Source organism: Pseudoduganella aquatica, assembly GCF_020865585.1.
Classification (GTDB): domain Bacteria; phylum Pseudomonadota; class Gammaproteobacteria; order Burkholderiales; family Burkholderiaceae_D; genus Rugamonas; species Rugamonas aquatica_A.
Genome location: NZ_CP086370.1, coordinates 3,768,318 through 3,791,442, shown reverse-complemented (window position 1 = coordinate 3,791,442; position 23,125 = coordinate 3,768,318). Strand labels below are relative to the sequence as shown.

Sequence of the window (23,125 nt, the reverse complement as noted above, 5' to 3'; positions counted from 1 at the left end):
AGGCGATGGCGGCATGCCATCGCCACCCAAGACAAGCTTAGGCAGCGAGTTACATGATCTCCTATCCCGGTGGCGCGCCTCCAGGGCCAAATCTCGCCTGCAATGCGGCGTTTTCCCGCTCCAACTGCGCAATGCGCTCACGGAGCGGTTGAGCCACGGCGGCAATCTGCGTTTCGGTGTAACGCCTGGTGATATGCTGGGGGCAGTTCCAATCGAATGCCTGCAGCCGCAATCTGAATAGCCGTTCCGGCTTCGCCCCGTAACCCTTGTCTAGCACGCGTTCTGTCAATTGCGGTTCGGCATCCAGCGCCAACGTCTCCGCGTGGACGTAAATTTTAAGCCGGGCACGCCGGGCGTAGTCGACCAGTATCATGCAGGCACGGTCATGGGCTTTGACATTCCCCGTGCTGATGTATTGCCGGTTGCCCCGGTAATCGGCGAAGGCCAGGGTCTGGTTGTCGATCATCTTCAAGAAACCGGGAGGGCCGCCGCGGTGCTGGACGTAAGGCCAGCCGGTTTCCGAGACCGATGCCAGGTACAAGGTATCCTGCTGCGCGATGAACCCGGCTTCCTGCTCGGTGAAGCGATCGAAGTCGCGGTGTCCTTCGAAGTCCGCCCAGAGGTGATCGGCACCCATCTCGGCCTGCGCAGCACGCACCGCCGGCGTGCGCGCGATATCCATAAATCCGTATGCCATGGCGGCCGCCTCCCTAAGCATTGTCTCTGGCGGCTTGCTGCGCGCGCGCATAGCTCTCCATCACGGCCGCATAATTGGGCGCGGCCAGCGCGTACAACTGCGCCAGCTCGGCCGCCTCCGGACGCGCCCAGGTACGATGCATTTCAGACAGCAGGGCGTTGGTACTGGTTGGCTTGACGCCGCCCTGTACGAAGCGGGCCAGCGAGACGCGGGACGCCATCTCGCTGGGGTCGCCGGAGGCGTCGATAACGGCGTATACATCGTAGCCCGCAGCGACGGCGTCGAGCGCGGGAAACATCACGCAGACACTGGTCCATACGCCCGCCATGACCAGCGTCTTGCGGCCAGTCGAGCGGACCTGCTCGACGAAGTCTTCATTGTCCCAGGCGTTCACTTCGCCCTTGCGCGCTACGTAGACCGCATGCGGCGCCAGCTCGTGGATCTCCGGCATCAGCGGGCCGTTGCTGCCTGCGGGCTCCGAAGCGGTGGTGATGACCGGGATCTTCAGCAAGGTGCACAGCCGGGCGATCATTGCCACGTTGCGCCGCAAGTCGGCCACCGGGATATCCTTGACGGTCTGGAACAGGCCGGACTGGTGGTCGAGCAACAGCACCACCGTATCGGCGGGATTGAGGAGGCGGGCGCCGCCGCCAGTGGCCCGCACGCTGGTTTTTTCGGTTGAAATAGCTTGCATGTGATTCTCCTTAGTTGGGTAAGTGCCTGTGTAAGTGCCGTCCGAGGAATTGGCGGATGAGCGGTACCATCTCGTCCGCCTTGTCTTCCAGGGCGAAATGCCCGGTGTCGAGGCGATGCAGTTCCGCCTGCGGCAAATCGCGCCGGAAGGCTTGCGCCCCTTCCGGCAGAAAGATGGGATCGTTGATTCCCCATAAAATCAGCGCGGGCGGTTGAAAGTTCCGGAAGTAGTCGTGGAACGCGGGATACAAGGCGACGTTGGTCCGGTAGTCGTACATGATGGCGAACTGGATCTCCTCGTTACCCGGACGGTCAAGGAAAAACTGGTCATGTATCCAGGCCGCTGGATCGATGCGGGCCACGTCCCGCACCCCCGCCACATACTGGAAGCGGGTGGCCGCCAGCTTCAGGAAGGGCCGCATCGCGTCGCGATTCGCCGCGCTGTTGTCGGCCCACAGCGCACGTGTCGTGGCCCAGAAATCTCCCATGCCGGCCTCATACGCGTTGCCGTTCTGTATCACCAGCGCCGACACGCGTTCGGGATGCAGGAGTGCCAACCGAAAGCCGACCGGCGCACCGTAATCCATCACGTACAGGGCGTACTGCTCGGCGCCCAGCTGCACCAGCAGCTGATCGATAATGTCCGCGAAGGCTGCGAAACTGTACGGGAACTCCGCCGGCGGCGGCATGTCCGACAGGCCGAAGCCTGGCAGATCCGGCGCAATCACGCGATATTGGTCGGCCAGCGCCGGGATCAGGCGACGGAACATATGCGACGAACTTGGGAAGCCATGCAGCAGGACCACGACCGGCGCATCGGCAGCCCCGGCTTCACGGTAGAAGACCGTGAGGTCGCCGACCTTGTTCGAGCGGTGGTAAGTCACTGGAGGGAAGTCCGGGGAGGCGCTCATATCAGGCCTCCGGCTTGGTGGCGCACTCGATGAACGCCGCCACTTCGCTTGGCCGCGCCAGCATCACCGCGTGACTGCTCTCCAGCTCCACCACCCGGGCACCGGCCCTGTCGGCCATCCGGCGCTGCGCGCTGGGCGGTATCATCAGGTCATCCGTGGCGATCAGATAATGGACCGGCTTATTGCGCCACGCCGCAAGCGTCACTTGCCCGGTGACGGCGCCGAGTCCCCACGGCACTTGCGAGGCCGCCATGAAGCGCGTGCGCTCCACACCGACGTCCGCGCCAAAGGCCGCTGGAAAGCGCGCGGGGTCGACCATCAGGAAGCCATCCTGCGGCGCCAGCACCGGCGCCGTGGCCTCGCCAGCCTCGACCGGATGCTGGTTCAGTGACGCCACCGACTCGCCCACGTCCGGGACGAACGCCGCGAGGTACACCAGCGCCAACACGCTCGGATTGGCGCCGGCCTGGGTGATGACGGCGCCACCGTAACTATGGCCAACGAGCACCACCGGGTGGCGCGCCTGTCCAATGACGCGCTCGGTCGCGGCCACGTCGCCCTCCAGTGTGATCGTCGGGTTTTGCACCACCAGCACCTCGTAGCCGCGCGCCGAAAGGATCGCGTGGACCGCCTGCCAGCCGGAGCCATCGACGAAGGCGCCGTGCACCAGCACGATCGACACAGGTGCCGCCGGCGTTACGCCGGGCGATGAATTAATCGCGCCGCCCTGGCTCATTTCGCATCCTTGCAGACCTTGCGGTCGAGGAAATTGTGGATCAGCGGCGCCATCACGTGCAGTTGGTCTTCCAGTGCAAAGTGGCCACTGTCCAGGATGTGCATTTCAGCCGCGGGCAAGTCGCGCAAGTAGGGATGGGCGCCTGCTTCGGGGAATATCTTGTCGTTCTTGCCCCAGACGATCAAGGTCGGCGGCTTGCGCGCACGGAAGAAGGCCTGGAAGTCCGGATACAGCGGCAGGTTGGTGCCGTAGTCGAGGAACAGGTCGAGCTGGATCTCGCGGTTGCCGGGCCGGTCCAGCAACGCTTGGTCCACCATCCAGTTGTCGGGGCTGATGCGGGAGACATCGCTCATGCCGTCGGTGTACTGGAACTTGGTGATCGGCAGCGTCACCAGGTTAGCGATCGCCTCGCGGCGGGACTGCGAGCCATCGGCCCAGTAGGCCTTGATCGGATCCCAGAATGCACCCAGGCCCTCGACGTAGGCATTGCCATTCTGGACGACCAGCGTCTGCACGCGCTCGGGATGCTTGATCGCCATCCGGTAGCCGACCGGGGCGCCGTAGTCCATCATATACATGCTGTATTTCTTGACGCCGAGTGCCACCGTCAGCTTATCGGTAACATCCGCCAGGTTGGCGAAGGTGTATTTGAACTTCGAGCGGTCGGGCGAGTCGCTTTGGCCAAATCCGGGAAAGTCCGGCGCGATTACGTGGTAGCGGTCGGCCAGCAGCGGGATCAGGTTGCGGAACATGTGCGACGATGTCGGGAAGCCATGCAGCAACAGCAGCACCGGTGCGCCGGCTGGCCCGGCTTCACGGTAGAACACATTGATACCGTCGATATTTGCCGTCTTGTAGTGAATCACGGGCACCGCCCGCGCAGCCGTAGCCGACGCTACTTTTGGGCAGGCGTCCTGTGCAAATACCGGGTTGCCCGATACCAGGCAAACAAGGGCCAACAAGCTGAGTTTGTTCATGATTTCTCCAAAGTGGGGTGGGGGAGTAGTGCACGAAAGCAGGCAGCGGGAGCCGCTTTCAGATAATCAGCTTGCCTGATTTAATTGCCGCCGGACCGTGCCGGGGAAAAGATTGCGCCGCGTTTCCCCCCCGAAAAGGGGGGCCTTCGGCGCAGGGCGCGCAGCGCTACCTCGATGGAGGTAGGTGCGCCTACCGCATTGTGCAGAGGCACGCGGTCAGAGGCTGAGGATGCCCCGTTCCAGGGCGATCATCACCGCATGCGCGCGGTCGCGCGCCTCCAGTTTAAAAAGGATGCTACTCATGTGGCCCTTGACCGTTTCGCAGGATAAGCCCAGCGCCGCAGCAATCATTGGATTGGAGTTGCCACGTGCCACCAGCTTGATGACATCGACTTCGCGCGAAGTGATTGCATTGCCGCCGCGCGTGCCGGTCAGCGCGTCCTGCAGCGACTGCGGAATGCAACGCCCGCCACGGTGGACGCTACGTAGCGTTTCAAGCAGGTTCTTGCGTACCGTGCTCTTGTAGATGACGCCGACCGCGCCGGCCTTGATGGCGCGTGTCGCATGCATATCGCCGTCCAGCGTGGTCAGCACCACGATGCGCGCGGCCGGAAATTCAGCACGGATGGCGGAAATGACTTCGACCCCGCCCATGTCTGGCATTTGCAAGTCCATTAGCGTGACAGCAGGGCGCAACTGGCGGTACATTGCGATCGCGTCGGCACCGCTGCCGGCTTGCCCGACCAGATAAAGATCGGGTTCGGCGTTAATAACGCTGGCGATACCCTGTTGGAACAGCGGGTGGTCGTCCACGGTCAGGATCGAGATCGGCAGCGGATGAATGGGAGTGGTCGGGGTCAAGGTAGACGTAGTTAGTTGATACTAAAAGCAGCCTACAACAGGGCTGGTTTTGTTTCAATCTCTCGAATGCCTAGTTGAAAAGCCGATGGCCGTACGATGAAGCAAAAGTGTGACTCCTTCGCTTTCTCTCTTTCGCTCTGACCTACCCGCTTGTAGTTCATTCAAAGTCACACTTTTGCTTCATATCGCATTGAAGCAAAAGTGTGACTTTACGAATGCGAATTCTTTGCTGACTGGCCACTTTCCCGAGTCCCTCATCCCTCAGTTTACCTTCGCTAACGTTTATGCTATGTGGCGGTACATTAATTATTCGGCCGAGGAAAGAACCCTTACTTGGCCATACTTAGAGTTGATACCGGGATGAAACGCTTCAAACATGAGCATGGCACGCGCAATCCGGGGAGAATAGGGAAAACGGAAAAAATCGGGCGCTAAGCCCTGTTACCGATTCTTGAAGTCCGCAGCGGCCGATATTTTTCTCATCAACCTTCTTGCTCTTCCTTCAAATGTAATATCCGGTCCCGTAGATGTGCTCCCAGGCCAACGAGGACACGAAACTGCAGCATACTGGCGTCGGGGAGCTGCCAGGACCGCGCGCAACCTGTGTCGCCCGCTCCAGAAACACCGCATGCAAAGAACGATGGCGCCCGTCACCAGGTTTAAGCCGCGGTCGCACATATCACCTAAGCGATGAATCAAGACCGCTCTGGCAAGCGCATTGCGCGACTGCTTGCCAAGCGTATCAGACTGTAACTTTCTGCAATACCACCAAATTTCTCGTATTAAAAAATACAGATCCTCGATTTCTAACGGTAGCCGCTAATCGGGCAGTGCTTCAAACGATGCCGAGCATTTTTATCAGGAAAAAACTGATGACTGCCAACGCCAGCAGCGACAACACGACAACTGCGGCGACCCGGCAACCGGCCCGCATGACTGAGCGCGCATCGACGCCGAGTCCGAGTGCGGCCATCGACATAATGGTGAGGAAATTCGCCGTCACGTGCATCGGCGCAATTGCCGCCTCTGGAATGGCGCCGAACGAGCGCAAGGTCAGCAGTAGCAAAAAGCCGACGATGAACCACGGGACCATATGCGACAGCGCAGGACGACGACCACCTTCGCGCCGACCAATCAGCGACAGTACCAGCACGACTGGGCCCAGCATCAGCACCCGCACCAGTTTCACCAGGGTGCCGATGTGGACGCTGCTAAGCGATATCGATGAGGTCGCGGCCAGCACCTGGGGCACCGCGTAGACGGTCAGCCCGGCAAAGACACCGAACTGCGTTGGTGAAAACGACAACAGTGACACCATTAGCGGCAGCACCAGCACCACGACAACGCCAAGCACGGCAGTGAAGGCGATCGCCGCAGCGACGTCCTTTCCATCCGCATCGATAACCGGGGCCACCGCGGCAATGGCAGAGTTACCGCAAATCGAATTGCCGCAGGCAATCAAGATGGCCATCTTGCGCGGCAGACCAAAAGCACGGCCAAGGGCAAAGCTGAGCGCAATCGCGATGGCGACCACTGCCGCGATGCCGCTCATCAGACCGATGCCGTTTTCGAGCAGCGCACCGGCGCTGACCGAAGCGCCCAGCAGCACGACCGCGATTTCCAGCAATAATTTCGCACCGACTTGGATGCCGTCTTCGAAGCGAGTATCGAGCCGATGCACCGTCCGCACGGCGGTGCCTAGAAGAATGGCCAGCACCAGGCTTTCGAGCCATGCGTGGCCAAATAAAGCGCTTTCGATGTTTTCCATTGCGTAAGCTATCGCAGTAACCACAGCGCAAAGTGCCAAGCCTGGCAGCGCGTTGCGAACGAGTTTTAGTGGTTGCTTGACCATTTGCCGCTCCTGATTCTCGAATTCAATAGAACGATTATCAAGTCGACAGATTGTTATGTCCATCTTACAATATCGAATATATCGTTCAATAGAATTGAACAATCAGATGACACTAGAACAATTGCGGATTTTTGTTGAAGTCGCCGAGCGACAGCATTTGACCCAGGCCGCCGCAGTGTTGGCGCTCACCCCTTCAGCGGTAAGTGCTTCGATCAAGGTGCTGGAAGAACGCTATGGTACTGCCCTATTCAATCGCGTCGGCCGCGGCATCGAGATCAGCGAAGCGGGCCGTATTTTCCTGATAGAAGCACGCCGCACGATCGCCAGCGCGCGCGCCGCCGAACTGACATTGGCCGAGCTGGGTGGAATGAAACGTGGCACGCTGACCATTCATGCGAGTCAGACTATCGCCAGCTATTGGCTACCCGAGTACCTCGTGCAATTTCGCCAAGCGCATCCGGCGATCGCACTGAGCGTGACCATCGATAACACCCATAATGTCGCCCAAGCAGTGCTTCAGGGGGGCGCCGACCTTGGCTTTGTCGAGGGCGCCATCGACGAGCCGACACTATCGGTCGATGCCATCGCATCCGACCAGATCGTCGCTGTAGTCGCAGCGCACCATCCATGGGCTTCAGGGAGGAGGCTGCTGCACGCGGATCTTCTTGAGGCACAGTGGATCTTGCGCGAAAAGGGGTCCGGCACGCGCTCGGCGCTCGAGTGCGCACTTCAGGCGATGCATGTCGACTTCGATGCACTCGATATCGCACTCACATTGCCGTCCAACGAAGCGGTCCGCTCCGCTGTGATGGCCGGCAAGTTCGCCACCGCCATGTCGGAACTGGTAGTAGCCTCGCATCTGCGGGCAGGTTTGCTGGCGAAAGCAAACATCGACTTGCCGGAGCGCGCGTTCTACATGTTGCGCCATCCCGAACGGTACAAGACAAAGGCATCTCTGGCGCTGGAAGCGATGATCCGCCTCTCCCAAATAGCGCGCGACGAAACGCCTGCGAAAATTAATTTGAAATAGATGGAATAAATCATCCGCAGATCCGTTCACCTCGATAACACCGGTTTTTTCCGTCCGACTGACCCAACCAGGGAGAATTTCATGAAACAAGCGATCTTCGCCGTCATCCTCGCTATTGCTTCGATCGGCAGCGCTGTCGCCAGCCCGATGAGCGATGCCGCGCAGATTCACTTTAGCGCCATTGGCGCCGGTGACACGTCCGTCATCATGCGTGGCTATGCCGACAACGCCCAGCTGACATGGGTCGGCGGGCCGCTTGACGGCATGTACGCCGGTTCCGATGCCATTCGCGCCACCTGGGAAAAGTTCGGCAAGGCTGTCGGGCCGGCGCGCGTGACTGTGCTTGCTCTGGAGGAATCGGCGAACCCAAAGGGTGCGACGATCGTCGCCAAGGTGCAGTTCGAAGGCAAGGCACAGGTCAATGTGCGCTATGTGCTGACCTACCGCGATGGCAAGCTGGTCAACGAAACCTGGCAGATCGATCCGAAACTGACCGCAGCAGCTTATTGATTAATCGACCGATACTCCAGTGACATCCATGCCCAATTCGCGCGACCAGCTGCTGGCCTGCATTCCCCGTCTGCGCCGCTATGCGCGGGCATTGGTCGGCGATCGGGCCGGCGCCGACGACCTGGTGCAGGACACGGTCGAGCGCGGATGGGGGAGACTGGCGTCATGGGAGGGTGGTAGCGATATGCGCGCATGGTTGTTCAGCATCATGCACAACCTGCGTATCGACCAGGCGCGGCGGCCTTCAGTGCCGACGGAAGCGCTCAACGAGGAGACATCGATGGCACTAGCACCTGGCAGTCCTTCAAGCGGACTCGAACTGCGCGACATGGAAACGGCCTTGCGTGCGCTGCCAGAGGAACAGCGTGAAATCCTGCTGCTGGTGGCCTTGGAAGAAATGAGTTACGACGACGTCGCGCAAACGCTCAAGATTCCCATCGGTACGGTCATGTCGCGCCTGTCGCGCGCGCGTGAAAAAATGCGCGCGAATATGGAAGGGAGAGCGTACATCGCACCCTTGAAGGTGGTCAAATGAATACCCTACCCATCACGGAAGCCGACTTGCACGCCTTCGTCGACGGCAAGCTGCCTGCCGCGCGCCGACTCGAGGTCGACGCCTATCTGGCGCAGCGCCCGGAAGAGGCGGAGCGACTGCGCGCCTATACAGCGCAAAACGATGAACTGCGCGCGCTTTTCAATCCCGTGCTCGACGAAGCGGTGCCGGAGCGCTTAAGCGCAGCGCGACCGCGCCAGTGGCAATGGCAGCGGCTGGTAGCCGGTCTTGCCATCGCCCTGTTCAGCGGCACGACAGGGTGGCTGCTGCATGGCCAGCAGGCAGGCGAGATTCAGTACGCCCAAGGTGATTCCATGCAGGCCAGGCCGGCGCTGTACGTTGCCGGCTTGGCCCATCAGGCCGCAATCGCCCACGTTGTCTATAGCCCGGATGTCAAGCGGCCGGTGGAAATCGGGGCTGACCAGGAAGAGCAGCTAGTGGCATGGCTGTCCAAACGCCTCGGCACGGCAATTCGGCCACCCCGGCTGGGCAAACTCGGCTACGAGCTGATCGGTGGTCGCCTGCTCCCTGGCGCCCAAGGCGCGGTGGCGCAGTTCATGTACCACGACGCGACCGGGCAGCGCCTCACCTTGTACGTGTCGACCGACCAGGCGCACAACAAGGACACAGGTTTTCGCTTCGCCCAGGAGGGACCGGTGAATGTGTTTTATTGGATCGACGGCAAATTCGGCTATGCGCTGTCGGCTGGAATTAACAAGGCCGAACTGGCGCGCGTTGCCACCGCCGTGTACGACCAACTGGAGAAACCGTCATGACCTTAATGAACCGTCCCTTGTACCTTCGACGCTTGGCCACGTTCGCCGTTGCCGCCCTGATTGGCGCTAGTGCTCTCGGACAGGCCATGGCCCACCATCATGGCCAGTCGCCAGCGGCAAAGCCCCCCGTATTTATCGCCAGCACGGCCAAGCCGTTTGCCGCGCTGACGGACGATGCCATGGCCGTCATGGATGACGGCATGAAGCGCGCGCCAATGAATGGCGTTGCGGAACATGATTTCGTGACGATGATGATTCCGCACCACCAGGGCGCCATCGACATGGCGAAAGCGCTCCTGCTCACCACCAAGGATCCTGAATTGCGCAACGTCGCCCAAGGCATCATCACGGAACAGCAAAACGAAATCAACATTATGCAGGCCTGGTTGCAGCGCTACCAATCGGCTCAGGCAAAAGTTGCTCCCACTTCGATCACCAAGAAAGAATAAATCATGCAACTCCGTCACTGCGTTTTCTCGTTGACCGTCAGCAGCCTGCTCACCGCCTCCGCGTTTGCCGCTCCTGGCGCGCAAGACCGCGTCTACACCGCTGACCAGAATACCAATACCGTTTCAGTGATCAACCCGGCGACCAATTTGCTGCTCGGCCAGATCAAACTGGGCAACCAGCGTCCCGACGTGTTGTCGCCGCTATACAAGGGCGAGATCAATGTGCACGGCCTGGGCTTTTCGCCCGACCACAAGACCCTGATTGCCATTTCAAACGGCTCTAACTCGGTGGCATTCATCGACACGGCGACCAACAAGGTCAAAGGAATCACCTATATCGGTCGCTCGCCCCATGAAGGGTTTTTCACTGCCGACGGCCGCGAAGTCTGGGCGGTGGTGCGCGGCGAAGACTACATCTCGGTGATCGACCCGGTCACCTTCAAGGAGAAAAAGCGGATCGAGACGACCGCCGGCCCCGGCATGGTGCAGTTCCTGCCGAACGGCAAGCTGGCGTTCGTCGTCTCCAGCTTCAATCCCGTGGTCGACGTGATCGACATGAAGTCGCACAAGGTCATCAAGCACATTAAGGTCGTCAGCCCGTTCTCGCCGTTCCTTCAGTTCACCCCTGATTTCAAGGAAATGTGGATGACGCACAAGGATGCCGGCAAAGTGACGCGCATCGATACTGCCAGCCTGGAAGTAAAGGGCGTCATCGATACCGGCTTCATTACCAACCACTTGGCGTTCGCGAAGACTGCGGCTGGCACCCGTGCTTACGTAACGATCGGCGGTGAGAATGTCGTCAAGGTGTACACCACCGACGCCACGCCGACGCTGGTTGCGACGATCCCTACCGGCGCGTTGCCCCACGGCATCTGGACCTCCGACGACGGCACACGTCTGTATGTGGGACTTGAAAACGGCGACGCGGTCGATGTCATCGACAGCGCCACCAACAAGGTGATTGCGCGCGCACCGGTCGGCCAGGCGCCGCAGGCACTGGTGTACGTTTCGAACGCCGTGCCGCACGGCGACGGCATGACCAACCTGGTCCCGCGCGCCAACAGCGAGCCAATCAACATTGCGCTTAAACCCGCTGCCGGCGAGGCCAAGGGATTCGTTGTGGCCCGTAACCTGGGCGTGGTGGACGCGCTGGAAGTGTCGCTGTTCAAACTCAAGCCGCAGACCGCGTACAGCGTGTACGTCACCGGCCAGGCCGCGCCGGTGGCCAGTTTCAAGACGAATCCGATGGGGATGGCGAACGGCACTGCGATCGGACCGATGCGCGCCGTGAGCAACGGCCTCAACGACAAGGCCGCGACGGCGAGTCGCATCCTGGTGATGGAAGGGGACGTGGCCGTCGATCCACAAAAAGCCGTATTGAGTAGCGTGCAGTAAGCAAATCACGACAATACTGTGGCAGTATCGAGCTAACCGATTTCACAATAATAACGGAGACCAGTATGGCGAAGAACTCGTTGATATTGACGGCGGAGGCGTTGCGGCGCCGTTCCTTTATGAGGCAGGCCGGCACGCTCGGTGCCGCCGGCGTGTTCGGCAGTCCGGTATTGAGCGCGCTCGCGGCGGAGGCAGGCCACGTCACGCTGCCGTTTGAAAACGGCGAGCGCGAACTGGTCGTGTATCCTCAAAAGCGGCCGCTGATCCTGCTGACCGCCCGTCCGCCGCAGCTGGAAACTCCGTTCAGTGTGTTCAACGAATCGGTGATTACGCCGAACGATGCGTTTTTCGTCCGATATCACTGGAGCGGCATTCCCACCGCGATCGATGCGCAAACATACCGTCTCAAAGTCGGCGGCAATGTTAATACGCCGCTGGAGCTCTCGCTCGCCGACCTCAAGCAAATGGCTGACGCCACCGAACTGGTTGCCGTGAACCAGTGTTCCGGTAACAGCCGCGGCCACCTGTCGCCGCGCGCCAACGGCGGCCAGCTATCGAATGGTGCCATGGGCAACGCACGCTGGACTGGCGTGCCGCTACGCAAGGTGCTGGAAAAGGCCGGCGTCAAGGCCGGGTCGGTACAGGTCTCGTTCAACGGCCTTGACACGCCGCCCGTTGGCGACGGGCCCGATTTCATGAAGGCGCTCAATATCGACCATGCGCTCGACGGCGAAGTCATGTTGGCCTGGCAAATGAACGGTGCCGATCTGCCGATGTTGAATGGCTACCCACTGCGCCTGGTGGTGCCCGGCTACTACGGCACCTATTGGGTCAAGCATCTGTCCGACATTACCGTGACCGACAAGGTATTCGACGGATTTTGGATGAGCACGGCCTATCGCATCCCCGACAATCAGTGCGCCTGTACCGAGCCGGGAAAGGCGCCGACCAAGACCGTCCCGATCAATCGCCTCAACGTGCGCTCGTTCGTGACCAGCCTGACCGACGGCATGCACGTCAAGGTCGGGCGCCAGACGGTGGTGCGCGGGATTGCGTTCGACGGCGGCTACGGCGTGAATGAGGTGGCGTTTTCATCCGACGGTGGCAAGAACTGGCAAGCCGCACAACTGGGCAAGGACCTGGGGCGCTACTCTTTTCGAGAGTGGAGCGCGGCGTTCACGCCGAAACAAAAAGGAAACCACGAACTGCTGGTTCGGGCGGGCAACCGGATCGGTCAAGGCCAACCCGCGAGCGCCCTGTGGAACCCTGCCGGCTACATGCGCAATGTGGTCGAATCGACGCGCGTCGTCGCGGTATAAGGGGAACCACATTGAAACATCCACTGATTTGCTCTCTGTTCACCATCAGTCTGATGGCTGCGGCCCCAGCTTTCGCCCTCGACATTCAGCTTCCGCCTGAAACTGCTGTCTTCAAACCCAGCGAGTTGCCGGGATATGCGCTGGCCCAGCGCAACTGCATGACATGTCACTCGGTCCATTACATCCAGTCGCAGCCCACGACATCGCCGCGCGGCTACTGGGATGCCACCGTGAGAAAGATGAAGAAACCGTTCGGTGCGCAATTCTCAGACGCGGATATCCCGGACATGGTCGATTACCTGGTCAAGACCTACGGTGCTGAACGCAGTAACGCAGTGCCGATTGCGAACGCGGCGATAAAGCCAGCTGCAGTTGCACCGAAGGCCGGCGCCACCGCAGCAATCGATACGAAAGCGTTGCTTGCCGCAAATGCTTGCATGGGATGTCATTCGATCGACAAAAAGGTCGTCGGGCCGGCATTCAAGGAAGTGGTGGCAAAGTACAAGGGCAAGGCAGACGCGGTATCACTGGTGGCGAGGAATATTCGAGCGGGCGGCGCTGGCAAATGGGGGCCTGTACCGATGCCAGCTTTCTCCCAACTGAGCGAGGGCGAAGCGATGGCCTTGGCGCATTATGTCCTGGCGCAATGAATTTGATGCCATCCCCTTCCTGTAGACGCCTTTACTGAGCATGCCCGCCGGGGACGTGCTTCGCGCCATGCCGTCGCTCGCCCCGGCACAGCCGGGGGCCGGCCGGTGCTGCTTTTCAACAACGGGCAAGCGGGCGCTGAGACAAATCAGGCCGGTTTGACCCGCTTACGCAACAGACTGCCGGCCGCGTTATCCTCGAACCGGCTGGCCTCCTCAATGTAGCCATGGACCGTGCCGTCGTGGCGCCAGCCTCCTTGCTTCTTGATGTCGCGGAAGTCGGCGCCGGCGCGGTGCGCGCTGGTGGCCATGCCACGCCGCAGACTGTGACTAGACAGGTCTAGCACGTAGTCGAGTTTGACCAGTGTCGCGCAATCCTCCAGGATCGTATTCACGCTGCCCACGCCCAGAGCGGCGCTGGCCACCGTCCCCCACTTGCTGATAGACCGAAACACCGGTCCGGCCATGATGTCGGCGGCGTCGAGCCAGGCGCGCAACGCCGCCGCCGGGCAGCAAGGGCCGTCGCTGTACGGGATCGCCTTGATGATCCCTTCGCCCAGTTGGTCAGTCTTCGAGCGCGGCAGCATGATTTCGATGCCCTCGGGTGTCCAGCCAATATGTCCGACCTCGATGGCGACCAGCTCGCTGCGCCGCAATCCGCCGAAAAAACCGATCTGCAAAAGTGCGTTGTCGCGCGTCGCCTTCAACGTGCCGGCGCTGACCAGCTGCACCACGATACGTTCCAGGTCCTCGATTGGAAGGGCCTTGGCCCTCTTCTTCGGGCGGCCGTGCGTGCGTGCGATCCCCGTCAGTGTCTTGCGCACGGTCGGTGTCGAAGCCGGATTGGGGAAGCCCAGGTGGACGTGCCACTGCGACAGTGCCGTCAGGCGCAACGCCAAGGTGCGGGGATTGAGGGTCGGCGCGTAGGTGAGCAGGTATCGGATGATCGCCGCTTCGTCGGCCGGCAACACGCCGCCCCACGCCAGGTAGTGGTTTACGGCGGACCGGTACGCCCGGCGCGTGTTGTCGGCCGTGGCGGCGGCCAGGACGGCGCGGTGCTGGGCTGCGAGCACGGCGTCCACAGCTGTAACGGCAGAGTGCAGCGCCGACGCTGGGTGTGCATCGTTATTTTCGGCGCCGTTGTCGGCGGGTTCGGGGGTGGCCATGGCTGTGTTGCTCGCGGTCGGGCTTGTAACGGGGGTTACGGCAGGATAGCACGCTGCGGATCGACATCGGTGTCGATAATCTACATTATCGAGCCTAATTATTCACTCATTTCGGATCGATTTTATATCGTAATATAACGTACCATTACGTATTACACCGCACGTTATCTTATCCAAGGAGCGATCATGGCCAGAGCCGGTATCCTGTACTCCCACGTCGCCAAGGCGGCCGCCCAGCTGACCGCCGCCGGCAAGAACGCCACCGTCGACACCGTGCGCGAGGCCTTGGGCGGCACCGGCAGCAAGAGCACGATCGCGCCAATGCTTAAACAATGGAAGGCGCAGCACGAAGGCGAGGTCGCGGCGGCGGGCGCGGGCGTGCCGGCCGATCTGCTGGAGGCGATCAAGGGCGTCTACGACCGGGTGCAGGTAGGCGCGCAGGTTCAGGTCGAGCAGCTGCGCATTGAGCACCAGCTGGCGGCACATAAAGTCGCACAAGCGGCGGAGGCGCTGCGCGAAGAGGTGCGCCAGCTTGGCATAGAGCGCGAAGCCCTGAAAGCCGAACTGCACAGCGTAATGGCGGCGTTCGCGCGCGAGCAGGCTGCCCGGCATCAAGATGCGGTGGCGATCGCCGCCCTGGAATCAGAAAAGGCGGGGCAGGCCCAGCGCCTGGCCGACCGCACGGCCGAGGTCCGGGAGCTGGCGGACCAGCTGGCGCAGGCGCGGCGCCAGTTCGAGCACTTCCAGGAGGCGAGCACGGCCCAGCGGCAGGATGACAAGCACGCCTACGAAACGCGGATTGCCCGCGCCGAACAGGAGGCGGCCACGCTGCGCGCCAACTTCCAGGACGGCCGCGAGGCGCTGGCCGTGCTGCGGAGCGAAAAGGCCCAGCTGGAACACACATTGCACGAGCAGCGAGACGCGGCCAGGGAGCAAGCCCGCAAGCTGTACGAGGCCACGGAAGGACTGACGGCGACGCGCGAGTTAGCTAGCAGCAGGCAGTTTGAACTGGAAATGGTGGTGGAACGCCTGGAGCATGCCCACCAGGCGAATGAGCGGCTGGAGGCTCGCGTTAGCGAGCTGGAGGGCGAGAACGCGGATTTGAAAAAGAAACCGGCCGCAGCCAGTCCGAAAACACGGAAGACAAAAACGTAAAGCGCTTTACCTTTTTAAATTTAATGGGTTCGAATGATGCGAACCATTGTCACAGCGATCCTTCTACCGGCGCACCACACAAACCTTTCAGCGAAGGATCGGACCGAATGCCACGCCGCTCACTGCTGTCCGATACCGAACGCGACAGCTTATTGGTATTGCCACAAAGTCAGGATGATTTGATTCAGCAATACAGCTTCACGGATGCCGACCTGGCGTTGATCCGGCAGCGGCGCGGGGCAGCGAATCGCCTTGGGTTTGCGGTCCAGATGTGCCTGTTGCGCTATCCCGGCTACGCGTTTGCCAGCGACACCGCGCTGCCGGATTCGGTGTTGCACTGGATCGCCAAGCAGGTGCGCAGCGACGCCGGCGCCTGGCCGGAATACGGCGAGCGGGAGAAGACGCGCAACGAACACCTGCACGAGCTGCGCGCCTACCTGGGACTGTCAGTCTTCGGCCTGCCGGACTTCCGCAAGCTGGTGGACAGCCTGGCCGACCTCGCTATGCAGACCGACAAGGCGATGGTCCTCGCCGCGCATTCCCTTGAAACGCTGCGCCAGAAGCGCATCATCCTGCCGGCGCTTACTGTCATCGAGCGGGCCTGCGCCGAGGCCGTGACGCGGGCCAACCGGCGCATTTACCGCGCGCTGATCGATCCGCTGGAGCGGCACCACAAGCGCTCGCTTGACAACCTGCTCAACGTGGCGCCTGACATGAGCATCACCTGGCTTGTGTGGCTGCGCCAGTCTCCGCTCAAGCCCAATTCCCGCTACATGCGCGAACACATCGAAAGGCTCAAGGTGTTTCAGTCTCTGGCACTGCCGGAGGGGCTTGGCCGCCAGATCCACCAGAATCGCCTGCTGAAGATGGCGCGCGAGGGTGCGCAGATGACGCCGCGCGACCTGGCGAAGTTCGAGGATGAGCGGCGCTATGCGACACTGGCGGCGCTGGCCATCGAAGGCATGGCCACCGTGACGGACGAACTGGTCGACCTGCACGACCGCATCATGATCAAGCTGTTCAGCGCGGCCAAGAACAAGCATCAGCAGGACTTCCAGAAGCAGGGCAAGGCCATCAACGACAAGGTGCGCCTGTACAGCCGAATCGGGCGCGCGCTGGTCGAGGCCAAGGAATCCGGCATGGACCCGTATGCCGCGATCGAGGCCGTGCTGCCGTGGACAGACTTCACGCAAAGCGTGACCGAGGCGGCAGAACTGGCCCAGCCCGAGACGTTCGACCACCTGCACCTGGTGGGAGAGCAGTACAGCACCCTGCGGCGCTATACGCCTGAGTTCCTCGATGTGCTTCGGCTTAAAGCTGCGCCGGCGGCGCAAGCGGTGCTGGACGCGATCGACGTCCTGCGCGAGATGAACATGACCGGGGCGCGCAAGGTGCCGGACGATGCGCCGATCGCGTTCGTGAAGGCGCGGTGGAAGCCCCTGGTCATCACCGACGACGGTCTTGACCGCCGCTTCTACGAGATTTGCGTCTTGTCGGAGCTGAAGAATTCGTTGCGGTCGGGCGACATCTGGGTGCAGGGTTCGCGCCAGTTCCGGGACTTCGAGGAATACCTGCTACCCACGGAAAAGTTCGGGGCGATGAAATCAGCGCGCGAGCTGCCGATCGCGGTCAACCAGGACTGCGACCAGTACCTGCACGACCGCTTGCTCTTGCTCGAACAGCAACTGGCCACCGCCAACCGGCTCGCGCTGACGAACGAACTGCCCAATGCGATCATTACTGAGACAGGACTGAGGATCATCCCACAGGACGCCGTGGTGCCGGACGAGGCCCAGGCGCTGATTGACTTCGCCAGCGGCATGCTTCCCCGGATCAAGATCACCGAACTGCTGATGGACGTGGACGACTGGACCGGTTTCACGCGCCACTTTGTCCATCTTAAGAGCGGGGAGCAGGCCAAGGACCGGACGTTCCTCATGTCCGCGATCCTGGCCGACGCCATCAACCTCGGCCTGACCAAGATGGCGGAATCGAGTCCCGGCGCCACTTACGCGAAACTGTCCTGGTTGCAGGCCTGGCACATCCGGGACGAAACCTATTCGGCCGGCCTGGCTGAACTGGTCAACGCCCAGTTCAAGCACGCCTTCGCTGCGCACTGGGGCGACGGCACAACGTCGTCGTCGGACGGCCAGCGCTTCCGCGCGGGCGGCCGGGCCGAGAGCACGGGCCACATCAACCCCAAGTACGGCGCCGAGCCCGGCAAGCTGTTCTACACCCATATTTCCGATCAGTACGCGCCGTTCAGCACCAGAGTGGTCAACGTCGGCGTGCGCGACTCGACCTATGTGCTCGACGGCCTGCTGTACCACGAATCGGACCTTCGCATTGAGGAGCACTATACCGACACCGCCGGCTTCACCGACCACGTGTTCGCGCTAATGCACCTGCTGGGTTTCCGCTTCGCGCCGCGCATCCGCGATCTGGGAGACACCAAGCTGTACGTGCCGGCCAAAGTGGGCGATCACCCCGCCTTGCGCTCGATGATCGGCGGCAGCCTGAACGTCAAGCATCTGCGCGCACACTGGGACGACGTGCTGCGCTTGGCCGCCTCGATCAAGCACGGCACCGTCACAGCGTCGCTCATGCTGCGCAAGTTAGGCAGCTACCCGCGCCAGAACGGCCTGGCGATCGCGCTGCGCGAGCTGGGGCGGATCGAGCGCACGCTGTTTATCCTGGACTGGCTCCAGAACGTCGAGCTGCGCCGACGCGTACACGCCGGTTTGAACAAAGGCGAAGCGCGCAATGCGCTGGCCAGGGCGGTATTCATCCACCGGCTGGGCGAGATCCGCGACAGGTCGTTTGAGCAGCAGCGGTACCGCGCCAGCGGCCTGAATTTGGTGACGGCCGCAATCGTACTGTGGAACACGGTCTACCTGGAGCGGGCGACGCAGGCCTTACGTGAGAAAGGCAAGTTGCCAGACGACGGTATGCTGCAATTTTTGTCACCGCTGGGCTGGGAGCACATCAACCTGACCGGGGACTATGTGTGGCGCCAGCAGCGTATAGCCGAAGGCGGGTTCAGGGAGCTGCGCAAGCCCCAAGAGTAGGAAATATTCTAGAAAAGGGAAGATTCAGTTCGCGGCTGCGTGAATCGATTCCCCCGCCCCTCACGCAAGATTCTTAGCTTCTCTAAATAAACCAAGCCCTGCCAGCCTGGTGTGGCCAGATTGAGCCCTGGGTATTGCCGGCGGCAGTTTTCCAGGGCAGGCGACTGAGCATTGCGTTCTTCGTCACGCAGCGTATCCGAGGCGCCTCTGATAATTCGTGCAGCTTCCTCGCGCTCTCGCTGTTCTTCTTGTCTAGCGCGTAAATCCAGTGCTCGGGCATGCTCCAGTTGAAGCCGCTGTACCTCCAGCATGGCAATGAAGCGTTCAGTGTTTTCGGCTAGTAGCTGACGCTCGGCGTCGGTAAGAAGCTGGCCAGCGCTTGATCCATAAACGGGCACCGCCCCGGTGTCATAGGAGCCGTATAGGAGCTTGAAGCACTCGGAGCCGAGGACGGTGAACCGCCCATTCTCCCGCACGATGTGGATGCGTTTGTACACGCTGTGGCGACAGCCGTCGCGCTGACAAATTATCCGATCTCCTTTGTCTACCTCGACTACTGCCATCAGCTGCGCGTTCGACATCTTTTATTTTTCCAAGCAAAGACCGCCCCCGGTCATAAATGTCGACTATACAGTATAGGGTCAGGGCGTTTGCAAGTCGACTGCGCGGAATGGTTTGCGGGCGATATGCTCGGCCAAATCGCCTTAGCGCCCGATTTTTTCCGTTTTCCCTATTCGCCCCAATCCGATTATCGCTCAAGAAGAGCAGGCCATCTTACTTGCCGTCGAGCGCGCGTTGGCATCGTCATCGAACTCGCAAACCATTGGTAGAAATGGTGAGCTGCCATTCTTGAAATTCCTCCAGCGATATCTGCCGTTCACCTTAAGAGCCGTGTCGGGCCATTTTATTACCCCCTCCGGGAAGCTGTCGCCTCAGCTTGACATCATTGTCGTCGATGCGAGGTATCCTTTGCTGGCGGAAAATGACGACGGATCGGCCCTGGTGATGCTTCATTCTGTCATTAGAATCTACGAAATCAAGACCAATCTTAAGATCAAAGATATGCACGCAGCGCTGGCTGCAGCGAAGACCGTCAAGGCGTTATCACGTCAAGTAGCGGAGTTTGGCGACATTGACGGGTTCGGCTTCCCGCAATATGTCCTGTGTGCCTACCATAGCGCTGCCCGGCTTGAGTCACTAAAGCAGGTTTATTTTGCTGACGTTGATGTCGACCGAGTGCATATGGATGCAGTCATCCTGCGGTACCACCCGTCTGATAGGCCAGGGGCCGACGACGCGCTGGGCGGGGAGCTGCATGTCGAACCGCCGTTCTCAGATGATCCTGCTTGCCGAGGCCCGCTTCCTGGCGGCGGATATCCCGTGTCCCGCCCGATGCATACGCCGCTGTCGGATCTATATTATTCGTTGGTCCAGGACAGTTACTACGTGCTTGGTGAGCGGCGCTTTTCGTTTGATGCGCTTGGTGCTCACTTTAACGAATATATGAATTGGTCGACTGCCTTGTAACGCAGCGCGAGAAATCCCGGTGAGCTAGGTACCGGAAAGGTCGGATCGCGATTTCCGAGTCACTGTACGTTACCGAACGAATCGTGCGCCACTGTTCAGTTAAAGGCATAACATAGGTTCCTCTTCCAGCCCGGGAGACACTATTGTGTTATCTCCTCGCTATAAAGTCCCGTCATTTAATCGGAAGCCTTTTGGCAGCCACCAATTTGACGTCTACTCGCCAAAGATGTCGCGTCAACTGGTGCTTTTTGGTTTGCCAGCATTAAATCTATGGACGACGCTTGAGGCAACCCCATCCGTTCTAGCTTTTTGCGAGCGCCCCCTCCAGTTTCCTAATGCCAAGCCAAGGCGGGCAATTGATTTTTGGGTGAAATCTCGCGATAGCGAAGAGTTCTTGATCATTGCCAAGGCTCCTGCACTGGATAGCGATGACGGCGGAGGCGCCATGCCGACTGAGCTTGACGGCATTCCCTTGCGTTATGTGTCAATTGACGAAATGGGGCCAAACGCGACTGAATTGAAGAACTGGGGCTGGATCATCAGGGACCTGTCGGCGTTTCAGCGCTTCGTACCGGAGCCGCTTTGCAAAGAAGTCCTAGCTACCGTAGAGTCGGGCAAGTCCATCGCACAGCTGCAAGCGGAGCTGCCCGACCAGGATAGTTCGATTGTCAAGCTCGCCGTCTATGTGCTCTTACATCGTGGCCAGGTTGTGTGCAACGAGCTGAAGACGCAATTGCTTGGCCCCAGTCATTTCATTGCATTGCCATGAACACGCCAATGCTAGATCGCTTTGACCGGCGCAAGCTGATGATGGCCGCGCCGCCTGTCGAGTTGTGGCCCAGCATTGACTCGTCACACCTTGAACCGACGGAACAGGGCAGGGTGCAGCAGCTATGCTCTGCACTATGGGATTTGTTTTCCGAGGGCGATATGTCCGTCAAGGCGATCATGATTCGTTATGGGGTGCAGAAACAGGCCTTGTATCGAGCAGCCCGACGATGCATCGAGAAACACCCCGACGGCGGAATCTACGGCTTTCGTGCCGTCCTTCCTTATATGCGGACGAAAGATTATGAGCGCCAGATTCCGCCCACGCCAGTGCCCTATGAACGAACAGGGTGCACTGGCGCCCTGGCCCAGCTCTTTCGCGATTATCCCGACATTGAAAAGTGCATTCGCACCGCAGTGCGCAACCGTAGCCGGCCGGTCAAGCCTGGCGGCCAAGTCCGCCAGCCAATACAGGCAATCCATCGCGATTTTATCAAGTCGTGCCGAGACGCTGGAATCACAGCGGACAAATATCCACTGAACACAAGCCGCATGGGCATTCGCTCATTGCATTCGTACATAAAGCGCGTGATGGAAAAGGATTTTGACATGGCAGTTTCCCATGCTGGCGGAACACGCTCTAGCAAGGCGCCGAGCGAGCGGGAACAGGCGCCGGCGGCAACGCGGCCGTTCGAGGTGGTGGAATTCGATGGCCATAAAATGGACATACGCCTCACCGTACGAATGGTCGATCCCTTTGGCATGGAGCAGATACTTCAATTGCACCGCATCTGGATTCTGGTGTTGCTCGACGTGTACACCAGAGCAGTCATTGGCTACCACATCGCGCTGGGGAAGGAATATAACAAAGACGATGTGGCAGCAGCGCTTCAGGCCTCGCTTAGTCCTGCGCAGCCGAGGCACTATATTATTCCGGAGCTGATGGTGAGCGAAGGCGGCGGTCTACCCTCCGCTGTTTTGCCTGAACTGGCATTTGCATGCTGGGACTGGTTTCGCATGGACGGTGCAAAGTCGCACCGTGCGGGCGACACGCTGATAAGGCTCAACCAGATCGTGGGCTGCTGGACCGACAATGGGCCACCTGCTACCCCCAATGATCGGCCCTATATCGAGCGGTTTTTCCACGTGGTCGCAAAGCATTTTGCACACCGCTTGCCTGGCACGGTTGGCAGTTCGCCTGATTCGATCGAGAAGGCATTGAGCGATCCGAAGGGCGATCTTAGCCTGAGCGTCGAGTTGCCCGAGCTTGAGGACATGATCCATGTGCTCATATCGAACTACAACGGTAATCCACATCCAGGTGTTGGTGGGAAGACGCCCCTGGAAGCGTTGGCCTATTCGCTGCGCTCAAAAAACAGTTTTATCCGAACCTTGCCAATGCCCATTCGTAGCAATCTATGCTTGATGCAGGAGGCGAGGGTCGTTCCGATCAAAGGCTCAGCACGCGACGGAGTACGACCGCATATCAATTTCGCCCACGTTAGATACACCGCACCGGTCCTGGCGTCGAATGCGGCATTGATTAACCGCAAGCTGCGAATTTACTACGATGTACGTGATATGCGAGCGGTCAAGGCATTTTTTGAGGACGGCACCGAACTGGGGGTTCTCACCGCGGCACGACCGTGGAATATCACACCGCATTCACTACGCCTGCGACAGGAAATTCACCGCTTGATCGCAGAGGGTAAGCTCAAAATGACGGCCGATGAATGTCCCGTGACGGCCTGGTCGCGTTTCAAGTGGCGGACCGCAAAGAAAGACAAAAAATCGGCCAATGCCCTGGCTAAGGCGCAGGAGAACGCTGCATCGGTAGAACAATCGCCGCCCGCCTGGCATGGCGAGAACGGGGCGCATACACAGACGGCGCCGTCGTCAGGTTTGAACGACGAGCCGCCGCCAGCCGGGCTATCGAGCCAGCCCGATGGGCCACCACCACCGGAAGCGCCACCCGATCCGCCGAAGCCAAAGTCACTCCAGGTTCGACGGGTCGTCACATTCTAGCGAGGTT

The 23,125-nt window shown here is 60.3% G+C and carries 22 protein-coding genes; 13 read left to right on the top strand and 9 right to left on the bottom strand.

Annotated elements, in window-relative coordinates:
* Positions 1-61: 61 nt before the first annotated feature.
* The 7 genes from KT882_RS16930 to KT882_RS16900 form a co-directional block, all read right to left on the bottom strand.
* Complete coding sequence (locus tag KT882_RS16930; RefSeq protein WP_161072910.1) at positions 62-697, bottom strand: pyridoxamine 5'-phosphate oxidase family protein; 636 nt, start codon at positions 695-697, stop codon at positions 62-64.
* A 13-nt stretch (positions 698-710) separates the two neighbouring features.
* Positions 711-1,391, bottom strand: coding sequence for an isochorismatase family protein (locus tag KT882_RS16925; RefSeq protein ID WP_228892624.1), 681 nt, complete (start codon positions 1,389-1,391; stop codon positions 711-713).
* Positions 1,392-1,401: 10 nt separating this feature from the next.
* The gene (locus KT882_RS16920; protein ID WP_228892621.1) at positions 1,402-2,301 is read right to left on the bottom strand and encodes an alpha/beta fold hydrolase; all 900 of its coding nucleotides are present in this window, start codon (positions 2,299-2,301) and stop codon (positions 1,402-1,404) included.
* A gap of 1 nt (position 2,302) precedes the next feature.
* Positions 2,303-3,037 carry an alpha/beta fold hydrolase gene (locus KT882_RS16915; RefSeq protein ID WP_161072907.1) on the bottom strand — a complete coding sequence of 245 codons (735 nt, stop codon included), beginning with the start codon at positions 3,035-3,037 and terminating at the stop codon, positions 2,303-2,305.
* Entirely contained in the window at positions 3,034-4,014 is a 981-nt protein-coding gene (locus KT882_RS16910; RefSeq protein WP_161072906.1) for an alpha/beta fold hydrolase, read from the bottom strand. The genes KT882_RS16915 and KT882_RS16910 overlap by 4 nt, the downstream gene beginning before the upstream one ends.
* Before the next feature lie 216 nt (positions 4,015-4,230).
* Positions 4,231-4,875 carry a response regulator gene (locus KT882_RS16905; protein WP_187358728.1) on the bottom strand — a complete coding sequence of 215 codons (645 nt, stop codon included), beginning with the start codon at positions 4,873-4,875 and terminating at the stop codon, positions 4,231-4,233.
* A gap of 835 nt (positions 4,876-5,710) precedes the next feature.
* Positions 5,711-6,727, bottom strand: a complete 1,017-nt coding sequence (locus tag KT882_RS16900; RefSeq protein ID WP_075791083.1) for a YeiH family protein — start codon at positions 6,725-6,727, stop codon at positions 5,711-5,713.
* Positions 6,728-6,782: 55 nt separating this feature from the next.
* Between KT882_RS16900 and KT882_RS16895 the strand changes: the two genes are divergently transcribed.
* From KT882_RS16895 to sorB, 8 genes are all read left to right on the top strand, one after another.
* Positions 6,783-7,757 carry a LysR family transcriptional regulator gene (locus KT882_RS16895; protein WP_228892619.1) on the top strand — a complete coding sequence of 325 codons (975 nt, stop codon included), beginning with the start codon at positions 6,783-6,785 and terminating at the stop codon, positions 7,755-7,757.
* Between the two features lie 81 nt (positions 7,758-7,838).
* Entirely contained in the window at positions 7,839-8,267 is a 429-nt protein-coding gene (locus KT882_RS16890; RefSeq protein ID WP_075791082.1) for a nuclear transport factor 2 family protein, read from the top strand.
* Positions 8,268-8,295: 28 nt separating this feature from the next.
* Positions 8,296-8,802 carry an RNA polymerase sigma factor gene (locus KT882_RS16885; RefSeq protein ID WP_075791081.1) on the top strand — a complete coding sequence of 169 codons (507 nt, stop codon included), beginning with the start codon at positions 8,296-8,298 and terminating at the stop codon, positions 8,800-8,802.
* Positions 8,799-9,596 carry an anti-sigma factor family protein gene (locus KT882_RS16880; protein WP_075791080.1) on the top strand — a complete coding sequence of 266 codons (798 nt, stop codon included), beginning with the start codon at positions 8,799-8,801 and terminating at the stop codon, positions 9,594-9,596. Before KT882_RS16885 ends, KT882_RS16880 begins: the two co-directional genes overlap by 4 nt.
* Positions 9,597-9,601: 5 nt before the next feature.
* Entirely contained in the window at positions 9,602-10,045 is a 444-nt protein-coding gene (locus tag KT882_RS16875) for a DUF305 domain-containing protein (protein ID WP_051306793.1), read from the top strand.
* 3 nt (positions 10,046-10,048) lie between these two features.
* On the top strand, positions 10,049-11,443 hold the full coding sequence (locus tag KT882_RS16870) for a YVTN family beta-propeller repeat protein (protein ID WP_075791079.1): 1,395 nt from the start codon (positions 10,049-10,051) through the stop codon (positions 11,441-11,443).
* Between the two features lie 119 nt (positions 11,444-11,562).
* Positions 11,563-12,762: a SorA family sulfite dehydrogenase catalytic subunit gene (gene sorA / locus KT882_RS16865; protein ID WP_370660048.1), complete on the top strand. Its 1,200-nt coding sequence runs from the start codon at positions 11,563-11,565 to the stop codon at positions 12,760-12,762.
* Positions 12,763-12,773: 11 nt separating this feature from the next.
* Positions 12,774-13,412 (top strand): SorB family sulfite dehydrogenase c-type cytochrome subunit, encoded by a 639-nt coding sequence (gene sorB, locus KT882_RS16860; protein WP_228892616.1) that lies wholly within the window; start codon positions 12,774-12,776, stop codon positions 13,410-13,412.
* A gap of 146 nt (positions 13,413-13,558) precedes the next feature.
* Here the strand turns inward: sorB and KT882_RS16855 are convergent, their stop codons facing one another.
* On the bottom strand, positions 13,559-14,575 hold the full coding sequence (locus KT882_RS16855; protein WP_083684450.1) for a tyrosine-type recombinase/integrase: 1,017 nt from the start codon (positions 14,573-14,575) through the stop codon (positions 13,559-13,561).
* 186 nt (positions 14,576-14,761) lie between these two features.
* Between KT882_RS16855 and KT882_RS16850 the strand changes: the two genes are divergently transcribed.
* Together KT882_RS16850 and KT882_RS16845 are read left to right on the top strand one after the other, a co-directional pair.
* Complete coding sequence (locus KT882_RS16850; RefSeq protein WP_228892615.1) at positions 14,762-15,730, top strand: DNA-binding protein; 969 nt, start codon at positions 14,762-14,764, stop codon at positions 15,728-15,730.
* 107 nt (positions 15,731-15,837) lie between these two features.
* A complete protein-coding gene (locus KT882_RS16845; protein WP_228892609.1) occupies positions 15,838-18,798 on the top strand; it encodes a Tn3 family transposase in 2,961 nt (986 codons plus the stop codon).
* 8 nt (positions 18,799-18,806) lie between these two features.
* On the opposite strand, the gene KT882_RS16840 is transcribed toward KT882_RS16845, so the two are convergent.
* Positions 18,807-19,379: a hypothetical protein gene (locus KT882_RS16840; protein ID WP_219881139.1), complete on the bottom strand. Its 573-nt coding sequence runs from the start codon at positions 19,377-19,379 to the stop codon at positions 18,807-18,809.
* Positions 19,380-19,593: 214 nt separating this feature from the next.
* On the opposite strand from KT882_RS16840, the gene KT882_RS16835 reads away from it, so the two are divergent.
* From KT882_RS16835 to KT882_RS16825, 3 genes are all read left to right on the top strand, one after another.
* Positions 19,594-20,325, top strand: coding sequence for a DUF6602 domain-containing protein (locus KT882_RS16835; RefSeq protein WP_321170259.1), 732 nt, complete (start codon positions 19,594-19,596; stop codon positions 20,323-20,325).
* Between the two features lie 226 nt (positions 20,326-20,551).
* On the top strand, positions 20,552-21,094 hold the full coding sequence (locus KT882_RS16830; protein WP_228892606.1) for a hypothetical protein: 543 nt from the start codon (positions 20,552-20,554) through the stop codon (positions 21,092-21,094).
* Complete coding sequence (locus KT882_RS16825) at positions 21,091-23,118, top strand: Mu transposase C-terminal domain-containing protein (protein WP_228892604.1); 2,028 nt, start codon at positions 21,091-21,093, stop codon at positions 23,116-23,118. Before KT882_RS16830 ends, KT882_RS16825 begins: the two co-directional genes overlap by 4 nt.
* The last annotated feature ends 7 nt before the right edge of the window (positions 23,119-23,125 follow it).